This window comes from Grimontia indica (assembly GCF_000333895.2).
GTDB lineage: Bacteria > Pseudomonadota > Gammaproteobacteria > Enterobacterales > Vibrionaceae > Enterovibrio > Enterovibrio indicus.
In genome coordinates, this window is sequence record NZ_ANFM02000039.1 from 30,432 (window position 1) to 51,317 (window position 20,886).

The 20,886-nt window shown below is 48.5% G+C and carries 20 protein-coding genes; 10 read left to right on the forward strand and 10 right to left on the reverse strand.

Annotated features, from left to right (window positions below; all coding sequences use genetic code 11):
• Position 1 precedes the first annotated feature (1 nt).
• From D515_RS20165 to nhaC, 3 genes are all read right to left on the reverse strand, one after another.
• A complete protein-coding gene (locus tag D515_RS20165) occupies positions 2-1,339 on the reverse strand; it encodes a ferredoxin reductase domain-containing protein (protein WP_002541165.1) in 1,338 nt (445 codons plus the stop codon).
• On the reverse strand, positions 1,336-2,964 hold the full coding sequence (locus tag D515_RS20170; protein WP_002541167.1) for an amino acid adenylation domain-containing protein: 1,629 nt from the start codon (positions 2,962-2,964) through the stop codon (positions 1,336-1,338). The genes D515_RS20165 and D515_RS20170 overlap by 4 nt, the downstream gene beginning before the upstream one ends.
• Positions 2,965-3,200: 236 nt before the next feature.
• On the reverse strand, positions 3,201-4,634 hold the full coding sequence (gene nhaC / locus D515_RS20180) for a Na+/H+ antiporter NhaC (protein WP_002541169.1): 1,434 nt from the start codon (positions 4,632-4,634) through the stop codon (positions 3,201-3,203).
• 655 nt (positions 4,635-5,289) lie between these two features.
• Here nhaC and rbsD point away from each other — a divergent pair.
• From rbsD to D515_RS20215, 7 genes are all read left to right on the forward strand, one after another.
• Complete coding sequence (rbsD, locus tag D515_RS20185; protein ID WP_002541171.1) at positions 5,290-5,709, forward strand: D-ribose pyranase; 420 nt, start codon at positions 5,290-5,292, stop codon at positions 5,707-5,709.
• 34 nt (positions 5,710-5,743) lie between these two features.
• On the forward strand, positions 5,744-7,249 hold the full coding sequence (rbsA, locus tag D515_RS20190) for a ribose ABC transporter ATP-binding protein RbsA (RefSeq protein WP_002541172.1): 1,506 nt from the start codon (positions 5,744-5,746) through the stop codon (positions 7,247-7,249).
• Positions 7,246-8,226 (forward strand): ribose ABC transporter permease, encoded by a 981-nt coding sequence (gene rbsC, locus D515_RS20195; RefSeq protein ID WP_002541174.1) that lies wholly within the window; start codon positions 7,246-7,248, stop codon positions 8,224-8,226. The genes rbsA and rbsC overlap by 4 nt, the downstream gene beginning before the upstream one ends.
• A gap of 91 nt (positions 8,227-8,317) precedes the next feature.
• On the forward strand, positions 8,318-9,196 hold the full coding sequence (gene rbsB, locus D515_RS20200) for a ribose ABC transporter substrate-binding protein RbsB (RefSeq protein ID WP_002541175.1): 879 nt from the start codon (positions 8,318-8,320) through the stop codon (positions 9,194-9,196).
• Positions 9,197-9,373: 177 nt separating this feature from the next.
• Positions 9,374-10,294, forward strand: coding sequence for a ribokinase (gene rbsK, locus D515_RS20205; RefSeq protein WP_002541176.1), 921 nt, complete (start codon positions 9,374-9,376; stop codon positions 10,292-10,294).
• 13 nt (positions 10,295-10,307) lie between these two features.
• Positions 10,308-11,324, forward strand: coding sequence for a substrate-binding domain-containing protein (locus tag D515_RS20210; protein ID WP_002541177.1), 1,017 nt, complete (start codon positions 10,308-10,310; stop codon positions 11,322-11,324).
• A complete protein-coding gene (locus tag D515_RS20215) occupies positions 11,325-12,188 on the forward strand; it encodes a patatin-like phospholipase family protein (RefSeq protein WP_002541178.1) in 864 nt (287 codons plus the stop codon).
• A 1-nt stretch (position 12,189) separates the two neighbouring features.
• Here the strand turns inward: D515_RS20215 and D515_RS20220 are convergent, their stop codons facing one another.
• The 3 genes from D515_RS20220 to D515_RS20230 form a co-directional block, all read right to left on the reverse strand.
• The gene (locus tag D515_RS20220) at positions 12,190-12,432 is read right to left on the reverse strand and encodes a hypothetical protein (protein ID WP_002541179.1); all 243 of its coding nucleotides are present in this window, start codon (positions 12,430-12,432) and stop codon (positions 12,190-12,192) included.
• 70 nt (positions 12,433-12,502) lie between these two features.
• Positions 12,503-13,273, reverse strand: coding sequence for a nuclear transport factor 2 family protein (locus D515_RS20225; protein WP_039850391.1), 771 nt, complete (start codon positions 13,271-13,273; stop codon positions 12,503-12,505).
• A 97-nt stretch (positions 13,274-13,370) separates the two neighbouring features.
• Positions 13,371-14,282 (reverse strand): LysR family transcriptional regulator, encoded by a 912-nt coding sequence (locus D515_RS20230; RefSeq protein WP_002541180.1) that lies wholly within the window; start codon positions 14,280-14,282, stop codon positions 13,371-13,373.
• A gap of 85 nt (positions 14,283-14,367) precedes the next feature.
• Between D515_RS20230 and D515_RS20235 the strand changes: the two genes are divergently transcribed.
• The 3 genes from D515_RS20235 (at position 14,368) to D515_RS20245 (ending at position 16,337) form a co-directional block, all read left to right on the forward strand.
• Positions 14,368-14,589 (forward strand): DUF2798 domain-containing protein, encoded by a 222-nt coding sequence (locus tag D515_RS20235; protein WP_002541182.1) that lies wholly within the window; start codon positions 14,368-14,370, stop codon positions 14,587-14,589.
• Positions 14,590-14,790: 201 nt separating this feature from the next.
• Complete coding sequence (locus tag D515_RS20240) at positions 14,791-15,768, forward strand: agmatine deiminase family protein (protein WP_002541183.1); 978 nt, start codon at positions 14,791-14,793, stop codon at positions 15,766-15,768.
• A 209-nt stretch (positions 15,769-15,977) separates the two neighbouring features.
• A complete protein-coding gene (locus D515_RS20245) occupies positions 15,978-16,337 on the forward strand; it encodes a hypothetical protein (protein WP_039850393.1) in 360 nt (119 codons plus the stop codon).
• A gap of 51 nt (positions 16,338-16,388) precedes the next feature.
• Here the strand turns inward: D515_RS20245 and D515_RS20250 are convergent, their stop codons facing one another.
• The 4 genes from D515_RS20250 to D515_RS20265 form a co-directional block, all read right to left on the reverse strand.
• Positions 16,389-16,739 carry a hypothetical protein gene (locus D515_RS20250; protein ID WP_002541184.1) on the reverse strand — a complete coding sequence of 117 codons (351 nt, stop codon included), beginning with the start codon at positions 16,737-16,739 and terminating at the stop codon, positions 16,389-16,391.
• Between the two features lie 73 nt (positions 16,740-16,812).
• The gene (locus D515_RS20255; RefSeq protein WP_002541185.1) at positions 16,813-17,535 is read right to left on the reverse strand and encodes a YebC/PmpR family DNA-binding transcriptional regulator; all 723 of its coding nucleotides are present in this window, start codon (positions 17,533-17,535) and stop codon (positions 16,813-16,815) included.
• Between the two features lie 194 nt (positions 17,536-17,729).
• The gene (locus tag D515_RS20260) at positions 17,730-19,301 is read right to left on the reverse strand and encodes a glycoside hydrolase family 16 protein (protein ID WP_002541187.1); all 1,572 of its coding nucleotides are present in this window, start codon (positions 19,299-19,301) and stop codon (positions 17,730-17,732) included.
• A gap of 74 nt (positions 19,302-19,375) precedes the next feature.
• Positions 19,376-20,860 (reverse strand): carbohydrate porin, encoded by a 1,485-nt coding sequence (locus tag D515_RS20265; RefSeq protein ID WP_002541188.1) that lies wholly within the window; start codon positions 20,858-20,860, stop codon positions 19,376-19,378.
• Positions 20,861-20,886 lie beyond the last annotated feature (26 nt).

Genomic DNA, 20,886 nt, shown 5'->3' on the forward strand with positions numbered 1-20,886 from the left:
ATTAAGAATCCCAAATGGCGCCGTAAGCAGGAATGCCGCGGCTTTCCATGCCATACACCACTTGTCTGGTCAGTTTCTGGTTAGAGATACAAATCACTGCTTCCGCATCAAATGCCTGATAGGCGGCATAAGCGAGTTGCACCATGTCCGGTTTGCCAAGCTCATCGGTATCCCATATCAGGGCGTCTGGCTGTGCAGCGAGAATTTCATCGACGAGGGCGTCGCCGTAGGTTTTTCTCGGATTACGCGTTGACCACACCAACTGCATCGGAAGCTTTTGGGCTAACAGGTGAGGGAGACATGGCCCAATGCCACTGCCTGTTGCCACGTACACCACGCGCTTGAACAGCACTTCAATATTCGCCACACCCGCAGTCGGAATGCCTTTCACCCAAACGTGGGAAGGTTTGTCGTCAATGAGCTTCCCCGTCCAATCTCCGGCGCGTGACACGGTCAGACGATAGCCTGGTTCATCTGGTGAAGGGACGTTAGCAAAGTGGTGCCATTCCATCAGAGGTGAACGGCTTATTGCCATGGAAGAGCCAGCAAATGGCGTGACTCCATAATTGAACTTCAACAGCGCAACATGGTTAGACGGCGTGGTGATCTCAACGGGCACCCTACGAAGGCGAAGCCAGGGCAGGAGAATGCTGAAGGTCATGATACTGAGCAACCAGACTGAAGGGGTTTGCTGGGCAAAGTCCCACAGTGGTTGAACTGGATTCTGGTCGCTGGCAATCGACAAAGTTTGCACCCAGAACAGGATAAGCACGGACCACCCCGCAAAGCGGTGAGAGGCTTCAAAGGCATTGTGATATTTCTTGCGAATGTTTGGCATTGCCATCGCAATCATCACCACTAACAAGCCAATGATACCGAGCGTCGACCAAAGGCTGAGATCTGACACTGGGCTGAGGGCGTGCATTTTTTGGTAGATGATGGCACCGGTAAATAGCGCAAACCAAAGGCTACCGTTGATAGCACAGCCAGAATGCAGACCACCGTGGTGATAGATCTTACCCAGATGCCATCTAATAGAAAGCGGCCAGGTCACAGGAGCGCGGGTGGCCAGCCAGAACAAAAAGTTGATCGTATATTGCTGGCGAACCAACACCGCAACAAAGAAATTGCCGATCACCATGTTGCTCAGACTGGTAAGGTCGAGATGGTTTCGGTCAAACCAATTTCCTTCCGTTATCCCATAAGCCAGCCAACCAAAGTTCACCAGCGATATAACAATCACCAGACGAAAATAATGTTCCAGTGCAGGATTTTTCCACATGCGTTGGAGTAACCCCTGCTTTGCCGGTAATTCGGTTTCTGAGTAGGGAGCCATCATGCGTTACCTTCCTTGGCAGATTCCATGGCAGTGTCAAAAAGGGAGAGCAGTTTGCGTTTGTCGATTTTGCCCCGGTCTGTGAGGGGCAATTCATCACATGCAATTACGCGGATAGGAATGGCGTAATAGGGAAGATGAGCAGCCACATGGTCGATTGCAGTTTGCTCATCCACACTCGATGGCACCACGAAAGACGCTAAGTGCCTGTCGTCGATTTGTAGAGTGACGGCCAGTCGGCATTCCGGCAGGTTTTCCAGATGGGAGGAGACCGAATCCAACTCGACACGGAAACCTCTGACTTTGACCTGATCGTCGGTGCGCCCAAAGTGTTCCAGCTCTCCCTCGTGGTTCCAGCGCCCTAAATCGCGGGTGCGGAACATGACGTGGCCATCACCCAGGAAGGGGTCAGGGCGATAACGGGCCTGGCTCAGTTCGACATTTGCGAGATAACCTTTGGTGACACAAATACCACCCGCCCACATCTCGCCCACTTCACCAATGCTGCAGGGCTCGAGGTTATCGTTAAGCACATACACAGTATTGTTCGGTGTTGGTTTTCCAATGGTGAGTCGGTCACCGGGTTTGAACAGTTTTGCGGTGTTAATAATGGTTGTTTCGGTTGGGCCGCAGGAGTTGTAGAAATCGCATTTCGCCCCCCAGGTTTCTGCCAGTGGCACTGGGCAAGGTTCGCCAGCTACCGCGACCGTTCTTACGTCGGGGCATGCCTCCGGGTCTATCTGTCCCAGAATCGAAGGGGTCGCAATAATCACGTCAGCGTTGCTGGCGGCTTGCTGAATGGAACTGTCGCGGATAAGTAGAGTCGCGCCATGACACAATGCAACATAGATTTCCCATGCTGACATATCAAAAGCAATGCTCAGGATCTGCCCGACCCGCATGCCCGGTTTCACGCCGAGGTTCCCCGGTGATGTCATGACGATGTTGGCGACATTTTTGTGGGTGACCTGCACGCCATTGGGTCTTCCGGTCGTGCCAGAGGTGAACAAGACAAAACAGACGTCATTGGGTTTGGTAATCCGCTTTCCACCCGCTTCCATAGACTTAAATTCAGGTGATTTGAGCAATGTATCCAGCTCTAAGCGGATAGTGCCGTCTGAATCGGGCAGGTCGTGCTTATGTTTGGAAAGGGTAAATACGACCTGGATGCGGGCGACATCAATGATATGGGAGAGTTGGGATTTCGGTGCGACACCGGCGTCTTGGGGCACATAATTGGCACCAATCTTCAAACAAGCCAGCATACCTACCAGCATGGGAATTGAGCGTGAAAGAAAAATGCCGACTGAGTCGCCGGATTTCACTTTCAATCGTTGCAATAAGGTGGCGAGCTTTTCGGCCTCGGCGTCCAGCTCACGATAGGAAATCGTTTGTCTGCCATCAATCGCGGCAATTGCAAAAGGCGTTTCCCTCGCATGGTGTTCGATTGCCATGCTCAAAGTGGGAAACGAAGGTTTAACTGAAGGACCTCGGCCAAAAGAGACAAACTGCAGACGCTCTTGCTGACTGAGCTTTGCAAGTGGTGATAGGTTGAAGAACTGTCCTGGCTCATTGGTATTGCCGCCAGGTGTAGGCGGACAAAATACCGAGTTAACAAGAACTGTCATGGATAAACACTCCCTAGAGCTTGCTTAGCTGAATACCTTCAGCGCTGATGTGTGTTGCTTTAGGAAACGTTAATGAACAAATCTCTCAAATTTCTCACAAAGAAATCACAATTCATTCTTCGTTCGAAATTTTTGATGAAGAAGGCAGGCATTGGTGTTGAAAGGAAAGACATTTTTTGTATTTATCATAATAAAAAGGCTGCCAATGGCAGCCTTAAAGGTATATTGAAACCACATCATATGTTTCGTTCAACTGAAGCTTCTGGCGCTTCTTGCTGATCGTCAATTTTCCACATGGTCCAACCCATCACACCAAACAGAATGGTCACGAGTGGGGAGATCCAGCAGAAGAAATTGAATGGCAAGTAGGCCAGCGTGGCAACGCCCAATGTGGCTGCCTGATAAGCACCACCAGAGTTCCAAGGAACAAGGTTAGCCGTGACGGTGGCCGAATCTTCCACCGCGCGGGAGAGGTTTTCCGGTGCAAGCCCACGTTCTTTGTAAGCTTCCGCATAACTTCGCGCACTCATCACGATCGCCATGTATTGGTCACACAGAATCAGGTTGGCGCCAATACCGGTGAGCACAGTAGAAACCACCAGTGAACCCGTGGATTTTGCAGCAGCGAGGATCTTGTCTGCAATCACGCGAAGTTGGTTAGTCCGCTCCATCACACCACCAAACATCATGGCAACGATGATCAGACTGATGGTGTACATCATGGAATCCAGGCCACCGCGTGACAGCAGTGAGTCCACATCGCCGATACCAGTTTCAGAGGTATATCCACCAAAGGCTACGCTGGCAATAGCGTTGTAATCAGCCCCTTGAAGACCAGCAGCACATATCGCACCAGCAATTACACCCAGCGCAATTCCTGGAATGGCAGGCATCTTCTTATAAGACACGAACAGCACAAGAAAGAGGGGAAGGAATAAAACGGGATTAATGAAGAAGGTACTGTCTAGTGTCGTCAGAATGCTATTGATACGTTCAATGTCGCCGCCTGATGCGCTGTATTTGAGTCCCAACACCGCTTCGATAACCAGAGTGATCGAAATGCTCACACCTGTGGTGTACGACATGTGTTTGATGTGGGTGAACAGATCCGTGCCCGCCATGGCTGGCGCCAGGTTGGTGGTGTCAGACAGGGGAGACATTTTGTCGCCAAAGTACGCGCCGGAAAGTACCGCACCTGCAACTAGCGGAAGTGGGAAGCCAAGACCGCCACCCACGCCCATCAGCGCAACACCGATAGTCCCTGTGGTACCCCAGCTTGTGCCGGTCGCGAGTGAGGTGACTGCACAGATAATCACACATGCGGGCAGGAAGATTTCCGGTGCCAGAATTTGCAGGCCATAGTAAATCAGTGTTGGAACGACACCAGCGAGTATCCAAACACCGATCAGGGCGCCAACAATCATCAATATGATCATTGCAGGCAGGGCGTTGTAGATACCGTTCACCATGCCGGATTGAATATCTTTCCATGAAAAGCCACAGCGAAGAGCAACGACACTGGCCACGACGACACCCAACAACATGGGAACCTGTGGGTCGAGCCCGTAAATGACGATGGAAACGCTGATGCCGACAACAAGGGAAAGAAGCGAGATGATCGCCTCCCAGAACATGGGCGCACGGGCACCCTCTGGAATATCAGTCTTCATGTTACCTCCAGATGTTTACATATATAGACTGAGGGTGCGGTGGGTTCTTATTGGAATTCACCGCAAAGTATGAGGGTCAGTAGTGTTGCGTTACTTATCTGGGACGAGTGAGTAGCGGTTTCGGCGGGTGATCGTATCCGACTTCAGTGGGCATGGGTTTCGTCCTGTTGCTCACTGTGAAACGTTGTGCTGCGCATTGACCTTTTATGGGTAAAGCCTTACTGCCTCAAGGTTCATCGTAAGGCGCAGCCAGCGGCTTCGGAGTTCTATAAATGAGATGCGTTAATAAAATGTTTGATTTTTTCCTTGGTATGTATTCGTTTTCTGTTGAAATCGGTATCTTTCGCTTTTTTTTGTACTGGTGTAATCGATCTCAATTAGAGTAATCATCTTTCAATGTGCGTCTAATAATGGCTCTGTTTGAGATTTAGAAACGCTATTCCGCTTTCTTGCTGACAGTGAGTCAGCTCAAATTTCCCTGCCCAAATATCTAAAGATAAGCGATCAAAATCACGCCTGAAAATTTCTTATAAAGACGAATCGAAACGTTTCGATTACCGTCAGCGAAACGTTTCGATGAGATCGGTTTTCCAGCCAAATTTCCCAAGTCAGGTTGGTGGTTCATCGATTAATGACTGCTGTAAGAAGGTTAAGAATGAAAAAAAGCATCTTACTGAACTCTGATATTGCACACCTAGTCTCTACGCTGGGTCATACCGACGAATACACCATTTGTGATGCCGGTTTACCCATTCCTCAACATGTCGCGCGCATTGATCTGGCATTGACTCACGGTGTTCCGGGCTTTCTGGAGACGGTGCGTGTTGTGCTGACGGAGTCTCAGATCGAAGGGATCATCCTGGCAGAAGAGTTCGTGACAGTAAGTCCTGATTGCCATGAAGCACTGATTCAGGAAATCCGTAACGAAGAAACACGCAGCGGTAAATCGATTTCCATCCAATACCTTTCGCATGAGGAATTCAAAGAACGCACCAATGACAGCCATGCGGTGATTCGCACTGGTGAATGCACACCTTATGCGAACGTGATTTTCCAAGCTGGCGTGGTTTTCTAAACGCTTTGAATTTGAGTGAGACGAGGACATTCCTATGACTCAGGCAATATTGCAACTCAGCGAGATTGAGAAAGCTTTTCCCGGGGTGAAAGCGTTGGATAAAGCCAGCCTCAACGTTTATCCAGGCCGTGTGATGGCGCTGATGGGAGAGAACGGTGCAGGCAAATCGACGCTGATGAAAGTGCTGACTGGCATTCACGCGTTGGATGGTGGCTCGATTCATTACGAAGGCAAAGAAGCAGCATTCAAAGGGCCACGTGATTCGCAGCAGGCAGGTATCAGCATTATCCATCAGGAGTTGAACCTGATCCCTGAACTGACGATTGCTGAGAACATTTACCTCGGCCGTGAATTCACTGGCCCATTCGGCCGCGTGCTTTGGGAGAAGATGTACGCCGAAGCCGATAAATTGCTGGCACGACTGAACGTGAAACACAGCTCAAAAACCTTGTTGGGTGCGCTGAGTTTGGGCGAACAGCAAATGGTGGAGATTGCCAAAGCACTGTCGTTTGAATCTAAGGTCATCATCATGGATGAACCAACAGATGCATTGACTGACACCGAAACAGAATCGCTGTTCAAGGTCATCCGTGAGCTCCGGGACGAAGGCTGCGGCATCGTTTATATCTCTCACCGTCTGAAAGAAATCTTCACTATTTGCGATGATATTACTGTGCTGCGTGATGGCAAATTTATCGGCGAATGTCAGGTGAAAGATATCGATGAAGACCGCCTGATTGAAATGATGGTGGGCCGCAAGCTGGAAGAGCAATATCCGCGTATTGCAGTGACCCATGGCGACACTTGTTTGGAAGTGAAAAACGTTTCCGGTGTGGGTGTAAAAGACGTCAGCTTCACCCTGAAGCGCGGAGAGATTCTCGGTGTGTCCGGCCTGATGGGTGCAGGTCGCACTGAACTGATGAAGGTGATATACGGCGCGCTTTCACGCGACGGCGGCGACATCATACTCAATGGCAAAACCGTTAACCCAATCAGCCCACGTGATGGATTGATCAACGGTATTGCTTACATCTCTGAAGATCGAAAAGGCGATGGTCTGATTCTGGGACTGTCAGTGAAGGAAAACATGTCGATTTGCTCTCTGGACAAGCTGAGCAAAGGTATGCAAATCCGCCACAACGACGAAGTCATGGCTGTCGACGATTTCATCCAACTCTTCAACATCAAAACCCCAACCCGCGAGCAGCTTATCGGCAACTTATCTGGTGGTAACCAGCAGAAAGTCGCGATTGCCAAAGGCCTGATGACCAAGCCGCGCGTGCTTATTCTCGACGAGCCAACCCGTGGCGTCGATGTGGGTGCAAAGAAAGAGATCTATCAGCTAATCAACCGATTCAAAGCAGAAGGTATGAGCATCATTCTGGTTTCTTCCGATATGCCGGAAGTGCTTGGAATGAGTGACCGAATTATGGTGATGCACGAAGGCCGTATCACCGGGGAGTTCGATGCCAAAGATGCCGATCAAGAAACATTACTGGCCTGCGCTGTAGGTAAATACGTTAAGAAGGATGCAGCATGAATAGTAACGCCGTAACCCAATCAAAAGCTGAAGGTAAAAAGCTGTTCAGCAAAGAGTGGTTGATAGAACAGAAATCTCTTGTTGCGCTTCTTTTTCTGATTGTCGTGGTGTCGTTTTTAAACCCGAACTTCTTTACCGTCGACAACATTCTGAACATTCTTCGCCAGACGTCGATTAACGCGATTATTGCGGTAGGTATGACACTGGTGATCCTGACCGCAGGGATCGACCTGAGTGTGGGTTCAGTTCTCGCGCTGTGTGGTGCATTTGCCGCAACACTGATTGCGATGGAAGTGCCTGTGCTGGTGGCAGTGCCAACCGCGCTCTTTGCTGGTGCGGTACTGGGAGCGATTTCCGGCATCATTATCGCCAAAGGCAAAGTGCAGGCGTTTATTGCCACGCTGGTCACTATGACACTGCTGCGCGGTGTGACCATGGTTTACACCGAAGGCCGTCCAATTTCTACCGGTTTTACTGATACCGCTGATGCGTTTGCCTGGTTCGGTACTGGCTACGCACTGGGTATTCCGGTTCCAGTCTGGTTGATGGTGATTGTGTTTGCAGCGGTCTGGTACCTGCTGAACCACACCCGTTTTGGTCGCTACATCTATGCGCTTGGTGGTAACGAATCTGCTACCCGCCTGTCCGGTATCGACGTCGACAAAGTGAAGATCGGTGCTTACGCAATTTGTGGCCTGTTGGCAGCTCTTGCAGGCATCATCGTAACGTCACGTCTTTCTTCAGCACAACCAACCGCAGGTATGGGCTACGAACTGGATGCCATTGCTGCAGTGGTACTGGGTGGCACCAGTCTGATGGGCGGTAAAGGCCGCATCATGGGTACCCTCATTGGCGCGCTGATCATCGGCTTCCTCAATAACGCCCTGAACCTGCTGGACGTTTCCTCCTACTACCAAATGATTGCCAAAGCGACAGTGATTCTCGCCGCGGTCATGGTCGACAACAAAAACAAGTAACCCTACGAATCCAATATTAAACCAACGAATTACGTGTAGAACGCGCCGGTGTCCCCCTCACTGGCGCATCAAAAACAAAAGGATGAAGACAATGAAAAAACTATCCATGCTTATCTCAGCCGCTCTGCTTTCCTCAACAGTTTCCGTGGCTGCACAAGCGCAAGACACCATGGCGATTGTTGTGTCTACACTGAACAACCCTTTCTTTGTCACCATGAAGGAAGGTGCAGAGAACAAAGCAAAAGAGCTGGGCTATGAGCTGATTGTTCTGGATTCCCAAAACGACCCGAGCAAAGAGCTTTCGAATGTGGAAGATCTGACCATTCGTGGCGTTAAAGCGATTCTGATCAACCCGACGGATTCCGCAGCAGTTTCTAACGCTATCCGCATTGCGAACCGCAGCGAAATCCCAGTTCTGACATTAGACCGTGGTGCGCAGCGCGGCGAAGTGGTGAGCCATATTGCGTCTGACAATGTGGCAGGCGGCGAAATGGCGGGCAAGTTCATCATGGAGAAAGTCGGTGAGCAGGCTAAGGTCATTCAGCTGGAAGGTATTGCTGGTACATCAGCAGCGCGTGAACGTGGCGAAGGCTTCATGAAAGTGGTGGATGGCGGATCAATGGAATTGCTTTCGAGTCAGCCTGCTGACTTTGACCGCACTAAAGGTCTGAACGTTATGGAGAATATGCTGGCAGCTAACCCGGATGTTCAGGCGGTATTCGCGCAGAATGATGAAATGGCATTGGGCGCATTACGTGCGGTGCAAGCGTCGGGCAAAGACGTGATGATTGTTGGCTTTGATGGCACCGATGACGGCATTGCAGCGGTAAAACGTGGCAAACTGGCGGCAACCATCGCTCAACAGCCTGAATTAATTGGTGCTATTGGTGTTGAAGTAGCAGATAAAATGCTGAAAGGCGAGCCGGTTCAAAAATCGATTCCTGTTCCGCTAAAAGTGGTCACTCAGTAAGTCTAACAGGGAAAACCTCAGCCAGACCCTCCCCTTGTAAATGGGAGGGTCTGTGAGTCCTCCGGCTTTGAGGGAGAGTGCAGAACCGATTGCTTTAGGTTCTTGATAAAGAGCCTAAATCACTCAGTTTTTTAGTACAACAATAAGGTCTCCCTGAAGGAGGCAGAGGATAGCGCGATGAATAAGTTAGTGGTTTTAGGGAGCGTTAACGCAGACCATGTATTACAGGTGCCTTCTTTTCCCCGTCCGGGTGAAACCCTGCATGGTCGCAATTATCAGGTGATCCCCGGTGGTAAAGGCGCAAACCAGGCTGTGGCTGCAGCGCGTTTGAAAGCTGACATCGGCTTTATTGCCTGTGTGGGCGACGACCCATTCGGCGTGAATATTCGCGAAAGCTTCAAGTGCGATGGCATCAATATCAGTGGCGTGAAAATGCAGGCAGATTGCCCAACGGGTATCGCCCTGATTCAAGTCTCTGATAGCGGCGAAAACAGCATTTGTATCTCTGCGGAAGCCAACGCCAAATTGACGGCAGAAGCCATTGAACCTGAGCTTGAACGTATTCGTCATGCTGAATACTTGCTGATGCAATTGGAAACACCGCTGGATGGTATCGAGTTGGCAGCTCAAATTGGCAAGCGCCATGACACCAAAGTGATTCTGAACCCTGCTCCTGCCCGCGAATTGCCTGAAAGTTTGTTGGCTTGCATCGACATCATCACGCCAAACGAAACAGAAGCAGAAGTGCTGACGGGCGTGAAGGTGGAAGATGATGCATCAGCAAAAGCGGCAGCAGACATACTGCATGGGAAAGGCATTGAAACCGTGATGATCACGCTGGGCGCGAAAGGTGTGTATGTCAGCCAGAATGGCGAAGGTCAAATCGTGCCTGGATTCCGTGTAGAAGCAACGGACACCACTGCAGCAGGCGACACTTTCAATGGTGCATTCGTGACTGGTCTAATGGAATCAATGCCTTTAGAATCAGCGATTAAGTTTGCTCACGCAGCAGCGGCGATTTCTGTGACACGCTTTGGTGCCCAGACATCGATTCCCACACGTGATGAAGTGGACGAATTCCTAAAAGCACACGCCTGATTAAGGAGAAGACATGGCGACAATGAAAGACATCGCGAAGTTAGCCGGTGTTTCAACCTCGACCGTTAGCCATGTCATCAACAAAACGCGCTTTGTCAGTGATGAAATTGCAGAGCGCGTGAATAACGCTGCTAAAGAACTCCATTACACTGCGCCGTCTGCTTTGGCGCGCAGTTTCAAAACCAACCGCACTAACACCCTTGGCATGATTGTGACCACATCAACCAACCCATTCTTTGGTGAGGTGGTAAAGGGCGTGGAGCGAAGCTGCTATCACGCGGGTTACAACCTTATCCTCTGTAACACTGAAGGTGATGCACAACGGATGAAAGCGTCTATTGATACCCTGATGCAAAAGCGTGTTGATGGTTTCATCCTGATGTGTTCAACGCTGGAAGGGGAGTATTCAGAGATCCTTGAAAAGCTTCAATCCGTACCTGTGGTGGTGATGGATTGGGGGCCGATTTCCCTGCCTTGCGACAAGATTCAGGATAACTCCCTGCGTGGGGGTTATCTGGCGACCAAGCACCTTATCCAGCAAGGGCATAGAGAAATTGGTTGCATCACCGGGCCGTTGCTTAAACATCAGGCGCAAATGCGCTATCAGGGCTTTAAACGCGCAATGAAAGAGGCGGCCCTCAACATCAACCCCAAATGGGTGGTGGAAGGCGACTTTGAATGTGAAGGCGGTTATCAGGCGCTTGCAAAATTCCAGAACAGCGGTAAGTTGCCCTCCGCAATTTTCGCTGGTAACGACATGATGGCGATGGGCCTTATCAACGCTGCAAACGAACAGGGGATTTCCGTTCCAGCAGATTTGTCCGTGATGGGATACGATGACATTCACTTGGCGAAATACATGACACCATCGCTCACTACCGTGCATCAGCCTAAGTATCGTCTCGGAAAAGCCGCGGTCGGTGCTTTGATTCAACGCATCAGTAACAGTGGTAGCGAACCTCAGGTCGTAGAGTTGGAGCCAGCCGTGGTGGAGCGAGGCTCGGTGACGGAGTTTGTAGGAGAAAAATAAATGGAGAAGGTTGGGAAATCTGCACTCATTGTAGAAGGTGGTGCAATGCGCGGCGTGTTTTCGTGCGGCATTCTTGACTACTTCATGGAGAAAAACTTCTCGCCGTTCGATAGCTTCTGGGGTGTATCTGCAGGGGCCAGCAATCTGGCAGCGTACTTGGCTGACATGCCTGGACGGAACCTGAAAATCTACCTCGATTACAGCCTTCGCAAAGAATTCCTGAGACCGGGCCAGTTCGCCATGGGCGGTGACTTAATGGATCTCGACTGGATGTGGGAAGTCACGTTGGAAGAACTTGGTATCGACAAAGACGTTCTGAAAGCAGACCCAAGGCCGTTCTTTTTAGGTGTCACAAGACAGGATAATGGCGAACCTGAGTACCATACACCGGATGTTGAAATGTTGGCCGAAACCATGAAAGCCAGCAGCGCACTGCCAGTGATGTATCGACACGGCGTGGAACTGAATGGCGTGAGATATGTAGATGGCGGCGTGACAGATGCGATTCCTGTTGCTGAAGCTATTCGACGCGGTGCCACCCGAATCATGGTGCTCCGAAGCCGTCCGGCATGCTATCGAAAATCCGCCTCCAAGTTTGATGCGCTGACTAAACGGCTACTCAAAGATCATCCTGCGTTGATAGAGCCGATGCTGACCCGTCATATTCGCTACAACGAAACACTTGAACTGATTGAGCATCCGCCGGAAGGCGTGGAGATTATTCAGGTTTGCCCGCCAGAAGACTTCAAATTGAAGCGCCTTAGCAGGGAAAAGGCGCCTCTTAAGAAGGCTTATTACCTAGGGTATGAGTCAGGTAAAGAAGCCATGATGCGTTGGGATAAGCTCAGTCTGGATTCTCTCTGACTCAATAATGGAAAATATCGTCGCGGCTTTCTGCGAATCCCTCGTAAACGTTTGAGAAACGCTTTGGCGCACTGACTTTCTTTTTCTTCACCCGCTTTTTTACCGGGCGCATGTTCATGCTTTCTAGGCGAGCCAACTCTTTTGCATGGAGTTCAGCCTGTTCAATAAACGTATTATCTTTCAAGGCTGCTTTACGGCTTTGGTTAACCCGTTCAAGCAACTGGTCAAACTCTTTCGTATTCATGAGCACCTCCAAATGATACTGTTTATATATACAGTATCATTTGGAATCTCAATCTCGTCAAGTGTTTAAATCAGAACTTCCCGTTCCGGTTGTTCCAAATCTCGCGCGGGGGGATTTCTTCCACGGTATCCCAATGCTCGACCACTTTTCCGCTTTCTAATCTGAACAGATCATAAAAGGCCGTGTGAACACCGGCACGCAGACCTTCGCAAGCGGTCAGGACAAAGTTACCTTCTGCAAAAGTGCGGTGTAGTGTTTGGTAATGAACATATGGCGAGCCATCTGGCAGTGTTTTGCATAGGGTTTGTTTCAACGAATCCAGGTCATTGCTGAGCTCAGGGCTGTGTTCTGTATAGTCAGTGATATTGAAAAAGAGAGGAATTACATCGGGGTTTTGACCTATCAATACTTGATTAACAAGATTGACCACGGTTTCGCGATTGGGTTCTGTTTTCTCCAAGTCGGCGACTTTTGTTTCGCCATCAATCATGCTTCGGCCAGAAGCATTGTTGGGCTGCTTGAGCTCTAAATTGTCCCAATGCTCGACGGTCTTATCCCCTTCGAACCGGAATACTTCAAAACAGATTTTTACGCTGGAAAAGTCATACTCGGTATGGGCAAACACATAATCGCCATCTGAGAAAATGCGCAGAATTTCAACATGAGGGTTAGTCTTTGCCAGTTTTGCAAACAGCTCAGCTAGCCCGACATCGCCTTCTTTTGTCATAGGGTTGTGCTGTTTGTACTGAGTTTCATCGACAACTTTGACGGCTTCAGGATCGCCATGCTCAATGCCTTTCTTGAGGAGATCGTAAATCCATTGCTTTCTTTGATCGCTCATTTCAATGCGTCCTTTCTTTAGCGCGTTGTTTCCCCGAGTCTAGCCGTTAATGGGTGCTTTTCTTGCTTAAATCCTGATTCACCAGCGAGCTTCCTATTTACTGTGCCTCGATTGGCGTCTGCTCATAGTTAATCGCTTTTGTGGCTGACAGTAACGCATCCACCAGTAAGGTCAGTGCGCGGGGCTGATGCTGCCGTTCACGGTATACCAAATAGGCTGTTCTGTCGGTTCGTGTATACTCCGGCAAAATCTCTTTGAGTTTTTCATTGCCAGAGGTATGGCGAAATGGAAGGGATGATACGCCAATGCCTTGTTCAACGGCGGTAATCACCGCAGTGATATCATTGACCACTAATTTAGGACGGATGGCAATAGTGTGCTCAAGAACCTGTTCGCGGTATAGGTTTATGTTCCAGACTTTATCCACTGCGATCCAGTCTGCTTGCTTTAGTGCATCGACTGTTTTGATCTCTCCATACTTTCTCAGGTAACCCTCGCTGGCAAAGAAGCCATGCCTGGCTGTAAAAAGTGGCCTGGCAATGAAGCTTTCAAGACCGGTTAAATCGAAGGTCATTAAGAGATCCCTATCTGTTGTCGGGATCTGCTGTTCTTGGCTTAAAATAATCTCAAGTTTTACCTTGGGATAATCCTCAAGGAATCGACTAATCACATCCCCAACAAACCCATGATAGAAGTTATTTGGCATGGTCAGCTTGAGGTTGCCAAACACCTCGTTGCTATCTTGTAGAATTTGCTCAATCCCGGATTCAAGTTGCTCCATGCTGCTAATGAGTTGTTCATAAGCTCGCTCTCCTGACTCTGTCGCAACGAGCTCTCGCCCTCGCTTTTCCAGTAATCGAACATTGAGCCTTTTTTCCATCGCGCTGATCCGGCGAGACACCGTAGAAGCGGGTAACCCTAATGACTTACATGCCGAAAGCAGCGAGCCATCACGGATGATTTGGCAAAAGAGATAGAGATCGTCAATGTTTCCAAAAATGGAATTCATGGTTCAAATTGTGCCTGTATATCTCGTTTATGGATTTTTTTATCTTAAGTCCAAAGACAAAAGCGCAGCAAGTTTGAGGTGAAATATGGAAAGAAAACGTTTTTGGATAACAACAGCACTCAGCACATTGGTGATGGCTGTTGCTATGTCTGGATTGATTTCCGGTTACAAAATGGGGTTTTCCGCTGATTGGCCCCAAGTATGGGGACAGAGTTTTGTGGTTGCTTGGCCATGTGCATTTGTATTAAGTGTGACTGTGTTGCCGAAAGTTAAGCAGTTTTCAGAGTGGTTAGCGGAAGCAATTTAAACATCAAAGATGAAAGTTAGGCTTCTTTACGCAATATTTAATTAACCCTCTGTATTTGAAAGGTATAAAACTGATTGCGTACCTTCTATGATTTCTCGCCGACGATTCATTCAACAGGCTGGTGCAGCGGCACTTACGTTGCCTTTTGTTCCTGGACTTCATGCAACAGAAATAACGCGCCCGAATCGTGAGGCTTGGATAATGCCTGATGAAGCGGCGCCTCATGAGCGCACATGGATGGCATTTGGGGCATCAGCGCAAATCTGGGGAGAGAGATTGCTTCCTGCGGTTCAAAAAAACCTCGCGGACATTGCGCTGACGATTGCCAAATACGAACCCGTTTCCATGTTGGTACGAAAAGAGGATATAGAAATCGCTCGGGCCTTGATGGGAGACAACGTTGATCTAATCGAAGGTCAACTCGACGATTTGTGGGCGAGAGATACTGCACCATTGTTCGTATTGAACGAGCAAGGAGACAAAGCTGCTGTCGACTTCAATTTCAATGGGTGGGGAAACAAGCAACAACATAGATTGGATGCTGCTGTGGCAAAGCAGATTGCTCGCCTTAGCCATACTCAACGTATTCAAGCGGGAATTGTAATGGAAGGTGGCTGCATAGAGGTAGACGGGCAGGGTACCGCTATTATTGCTGAAAGCTGTACTCTGAATGCAAACCGTAACCCTGATATTTCTAAAGTCCAATTTGAAGATCTTCTGATACCGCTTTTAGGGTTGGATAAAATCATTTGGATCCCTGGAATACGAGGTCGCGACATCACTGATGGCCATACAGATTTTTACGCTCGATTTACCAGCCCAGGCAATGTGGTCGTTGGTATTGATACCTACCCAGAGTCGTACGAATATGAGCTTACCCGAGAGCATTGGGAGATTTTGTCAGCAGCGACCGATGCACAAGGAAACAGGCTGAGCCTTCATGCACTAGAAACGCCAGATACGATTCGTGAAGAGTTTGACAGCAAAGAGTTCGCTGCTGGCTATGTCGGTTTTTATGTTTGTAACCATGCAGTGATCATGCAGGAGTTTGGTGACAAAGCTGCGGATGCGAAAGCCAAAGCAACGATGGAGAGGCTATTCCCAGAACGCACTGTGGAGGCATTAAACGTAGATGGCAGTATTCACTGTGCAACTCAGCAAGAGCCTCAGATAAACTAGTACCGTAAACAGTTTCTAACAACCATTTGCTAGATAACTTTGCTGTTGGAAATTTAGATTCTGGAAGTGTAACTGATAAGGCCACTATTAATTGAGCGTTAAGTTTGCCTAAATTCACAGACAAAAAAGATAATAGTGCAATGCATAGTATTTGATTGTGTGGGTTTGTATACAGGTGTTTATTGAAAAAATAAATATATACAAAGATCATGAAAATCAAATTTCAAAGAACGCTTGCGTCGCTGTTACTCCCTTTATCTACCGTAATAAATCTCGCTGGTGCATCAGAAAATATCTGCACAAAACCAACCAAAATGTCTGATGTCAGCGCTAAATGCGTCGTGACGGATGATTCCTACTGGATGCCTGATAAGTTAGTTATTAGCTTGACTAGCGAATGTGCCGAACGTGTTTTTGTCAAAGCTTGTATGAAAAATGGAAATGATTGGGGAAGGTGGGAATGCAATGCTATTCATCTTTCTAACAACCAAGTATGGGAATCGCAAATTAGCGCCGAGTGGGTGTGGTATGAATGGGTATGGGAAAAAGTAGAGCTCAATGCTTGCTGACAGGAATAGCAATAAAACGAGATAAGCCAGAGCAACGCTCTGGCTTTTTACTTAGCTGCGTTTAGGTTGCTTGTAAGTGCGACCTGCTGCGGCATAAGTATCACGGTTTTTGATGTCGAACTGGGTATAGAAGAACCACGCGACGAACAGGATAACATCGTCACCCACATTCATGATGTGCTCAACAAACTCCTGCTCTTCACCGTCATCGTTCTCTTCAGTGAATACGTGGTAAACGCGGTTTTGACCTTCCACTTCTGCAAGTGCGAATTGTCCAGTCAACGCGTTCGCGGCTTCTGCAACCGCTTCATCTTCGCTTGCTTTTAGCATGTCGAGCGCTTCAGGAAGGCTGGCTTTTTCGCAAAGGGCTTTTACCAGCGCTTCAAAATCTTTATGTTCCATGGTGGAGCCTTAATGTAGTCAAAAAGTAAAATGCCCGGTCGAACCGGGCATTTAGAACGCAAACGTTGAGGAATTAGGCCTCGACCTCTGCGTTGTGGTAAACGTTCTGTACGTCGTCACAGTCGTTCAGCATGTCCATGAACTTCTCAAACGTAGCAACATCGTCGCCGCTTACAGCAGTCATGGTCTGTGGAACGAAGGTGATTTCTTCAACGTCGATTGTCACTTCTGGCATTGACTCAGTCAGTGCGTTTTTCACTTTAAAGAACTCGGTGTGAGGGGCGAACACAGTGATCACGCCGTCTTCACATTCGATGTCAGTCACATCTGCGTCTGCCATCATCAGTGCTTCAAGCACAGCTTCTTCATCGTCACCGGCAAACTGGAAAACAGCTTGGTGATCGAACATGTGAGCAACGGTACCTGGGCCACCAATTTTTGAGTTGGTTTTCACGAAGCACTGACGCACTTCCATGTAGGTACGGTTGTTGTTGTCAGTCAGACAGTCAACGATCACTGAGCAACCGCCTGGGCCAAAACCTTCGTAGCGCGCAACTTCATAGTTTTCACCGCCACCGCCAGCTGCTTTTTCGATAGCTTTTTCGATAACGTGCCCTGGCACCTGATCTTTTTTCGCTTTCTCGATCATGCGCTTAAGCGACAGGTTTGAATCTGGGTCGCCACCGCCGTTTTTCGCGATAACGTAGATTTCTTTACCGTACTTTGAGTACAGCTTAACTTTGGCGCCTTGTGTTTTCGCCATTGAAGCTTTACGAACTTCGAAACTGCGTCCCATGGGGAGTCACTCTCTTTGATATGCGTTTATTGAAGTGGCAGGGATTTTATCAATCACCCGCAGGCTTTTTCCAGCACTAAAAGCGCGATAAGGCTCGGTTTTGCTGAGTTTGATCAAGTGTTGTCCGAGTTAAATGACTTGATGCAAAAGAAAAGGGAGGCTTTCGCCTCCCTTTTGGGTTTCAAGAAGAGGGACTATTTCTTCTCGTATCGAATGTTATCGAGTTGCAGAACCATTGGTCCTGTTGGCTCCATAACAAAGATATTGCGTAGGCCTTCGACATTCGCTTTCGCGCCGGAAGCAAAGCGGTTGCCATTTCCAATTAGCTCAGCAAAGTTGATGCGAACCTCAGTCCATTGACCGATAGGCGGTACTTCAACATCGATATCACTTGCTGCTGGCCAGCCACTATCGACTTTCACCATGATCTTGGTTTCAGGTGCTTTTTCTTCAACCAGCAGATCAAAGACCAGCTCGCCACCTTGCATCCATTCGCCCATATTGACTTCTGGAGACTCGAAGTAGAAGTTACCGATCTCACCCGTTTTCTTCATTGCCAGTACATCACCACGGCCTTCAACAGGCTTGGTTTCTGTGTAGATCTTGAACTGTGGATCGTACTCTTTCGAACGCAGGTGTTTGTCTGGCTTGTCGCCGAACAGCACAAACTCTGGGCCCGTCGCGTAATCCGGACCTGGGATGATGATCTCAGGTGCAGGTGTACCTGCGATGAACTGCGCGGTGTCCTGAACGGTCGCACAACCTTTGCCGGTTTCAACATCTTTCGAACATTCGTAGACGCGTACGTAATCGACTTCCATGGTTTGAGGGAAGATAGATGGATCGATGCCACCCTCGTTAGCGTTCGATGCCCAAGAGCCACCCAAAGCCAGGTTCAGGATCATATGGAAACGCTGGTTAAATGGGGCATCCGATTCACCTGTTACCCAACGACCGCCTTCTTTGTACTGGCTGTACCAGCCGTCAGAGCGCTGCGTTGCGTAGTGGATATCATCGATATACCAACGCATTTCGTCCTTTTCCCACTCCAGAGAGTAGGTGTGGAAACCGTCTGCAGGGTTAACATGGTTTGGAAGGTGGTATTCCGCAGCCGTGCTCACGTTATCTGGCCACTCGCGGCCATAGTGAAGCGTACCGTGAATACGTGCTTCTTCCGTGCCAGGCTCAGCACCTAATTGGTCAGTAGGGGTTTTAAGGTTAACTGCTTCAACGATGTCAATTTCACCAGAAGCTGCCCATCCACCAAATACATAGTCAGTTGGCAGCATCCAGATCGCAGGCCAGGTACCTTGACCAAATGGCAGTTTTGCACGGACTTCAAAGCGGCCGTATTTCCAGTCACCTTTGTTCAGCGTACGCAAGCGTGCTGAAGTGTATGGAAGAGTTGCTTTGCGGCGGCTCTTGCCTTCGGGGTCAGCAGCGCCAGTAAACTGATAGTCTTGAGCGACTATATATAGCTTACCGTCCTTTACATGGGAGTTGACACTGCGGTCTGTGTAGCATTGGCGTTCGTTGTTACCACCACCGTAACAGTTTTCTTCATGACTCCATTTGGACTTGTCAATTTTGTCGCCGTTAAATTCGTCATTCCAGATGAGAGTCCATGACTCATTAGCTTTTATTTCTGGAGCGCTAGTATCCAAAGATGTTGGCTGGATTGGATGATAGATTTTACTTTCACAGCCGACTAATGCTCCTAGCACTGCTACTGATACTACAGTTAGCTTTAAAGGGAAGTTACGCATTATTCGTGTCCTTACTTAATGGTGGCTTGGCACCAAAAATTCTGAATGATGATTTGTAGAGTTATGGTTCACTCTTACCAGTATGCATCCGCCTGAATGCCGAATATGACGTCACTTGCACCACTTGGTGAAGTTTCACCTGGAGGAGTAGCGCCTTCGTTTGTCCATGAATCAGGCAAATAAGAGACTGAGAAACGAATCTCTGCACTTGATTCCCCATCAGACATAATGAAAGTAGGTGCTACGGTAAATTTTGATTGATCCCAAGTAGTACCATTCCAGTTGTATTTGTAATAGCCCACATCAGATTGAACAAAGAAGTTTTCATTAACTGGGAATACGTTTCGAACCATCCCTGAATACCAGTAGTTGTATCCTTGGTCGCTGTCTACACCAGCTGGATGCGTGCCTTCGTCATTATATTGAGCTTGGAAAGAAGGAAGGAATGCGATCCCATTGTGAAGAGTGTACCCCCCCCAAAGCAGCAATCTAGCCGATGTGGCGTCTTCTGCTCTATGAGAAATGAGATAATAAGGGTCGCCTGCGGTAGGGCCCCAGCCTCTTGTATCTTCCGGTTTCCAGCGATTCGCTTTGAAACCTTGAGCGGCTGAGCCAGGTCTAGTTGCTGAGTAGTCGGTTATAGTGCCGCCTAGCAAGTTACCAGATCCTAAACCCTCCCCAGCTTGGAGTATTGCGTAAGAAAAGGCATTACCTTTAGCTCCGAAGAAATGAGGCATATGGTAAATGGCTGTTACATCATAGCCTGTGTCTGCCCATTCATTACCCAATAAATCCCAATTATTAGGCATAAATTTGTAGTTACCATGGACAGTCATTCGACCAAGGTTATAGGCTGCATGCAGAGTGTGCATGGTGTTGTTTTGGTTTGAAATTAACCTTTCTTGATCGCTTTGAGAAAGAGAGTTGTAGTAATCGACGAATGGCTTGTTTTGATATTCGTACTCAGGTTGCTTATCAGCGCCTACGCTAATTTGATTTGAATTAGTCAGAGCGTTATTGACGAAGTCATCGTAATCGCTATTGTTATAGGCAGAACTTCTCGAGCTTGAAATGTAAGCAAAGTCTAAAAAGCCATTACCAACTTCTAGTTTACTGATACCTGCACCTAAACCATCTAGGTCGGTGTAAGAGAAGTCAGTCATAAAAATGTAGTTTTCGCTGCCTAGTTTACGTTTACCAGCCCAAAGGTTTGCGCCTCTAGGCATAATACCCTGCATTTCGACGAAACCTATAAGGTCGTCAAATTCTGTATCACCGATACCAATGTGAATATTTAGGACACGCTCTTCATCAAAGATAAATCTCGTGAGAAAGTCTAAGCTTCCATCGTTATCAGACTCTATCCCCAGCCTACCGAGTAACTCTTTTTGGCCAGCGATAGGAGCTTTCTTAAAGTCGTTTTCAGCACTAGCAAAAAAACCAGCGCGAAAATAACCATGAAACTCAAACTCTGTTTCCACTGCTGAGGCGGCAGAAGGTAGCAAAGATAACCCTCCCAGCGCTCCCAAAACCAGTGTGGATAAAATGGACTTCTTCATTCCTTGCTCCATCAAATCTCTGTCCA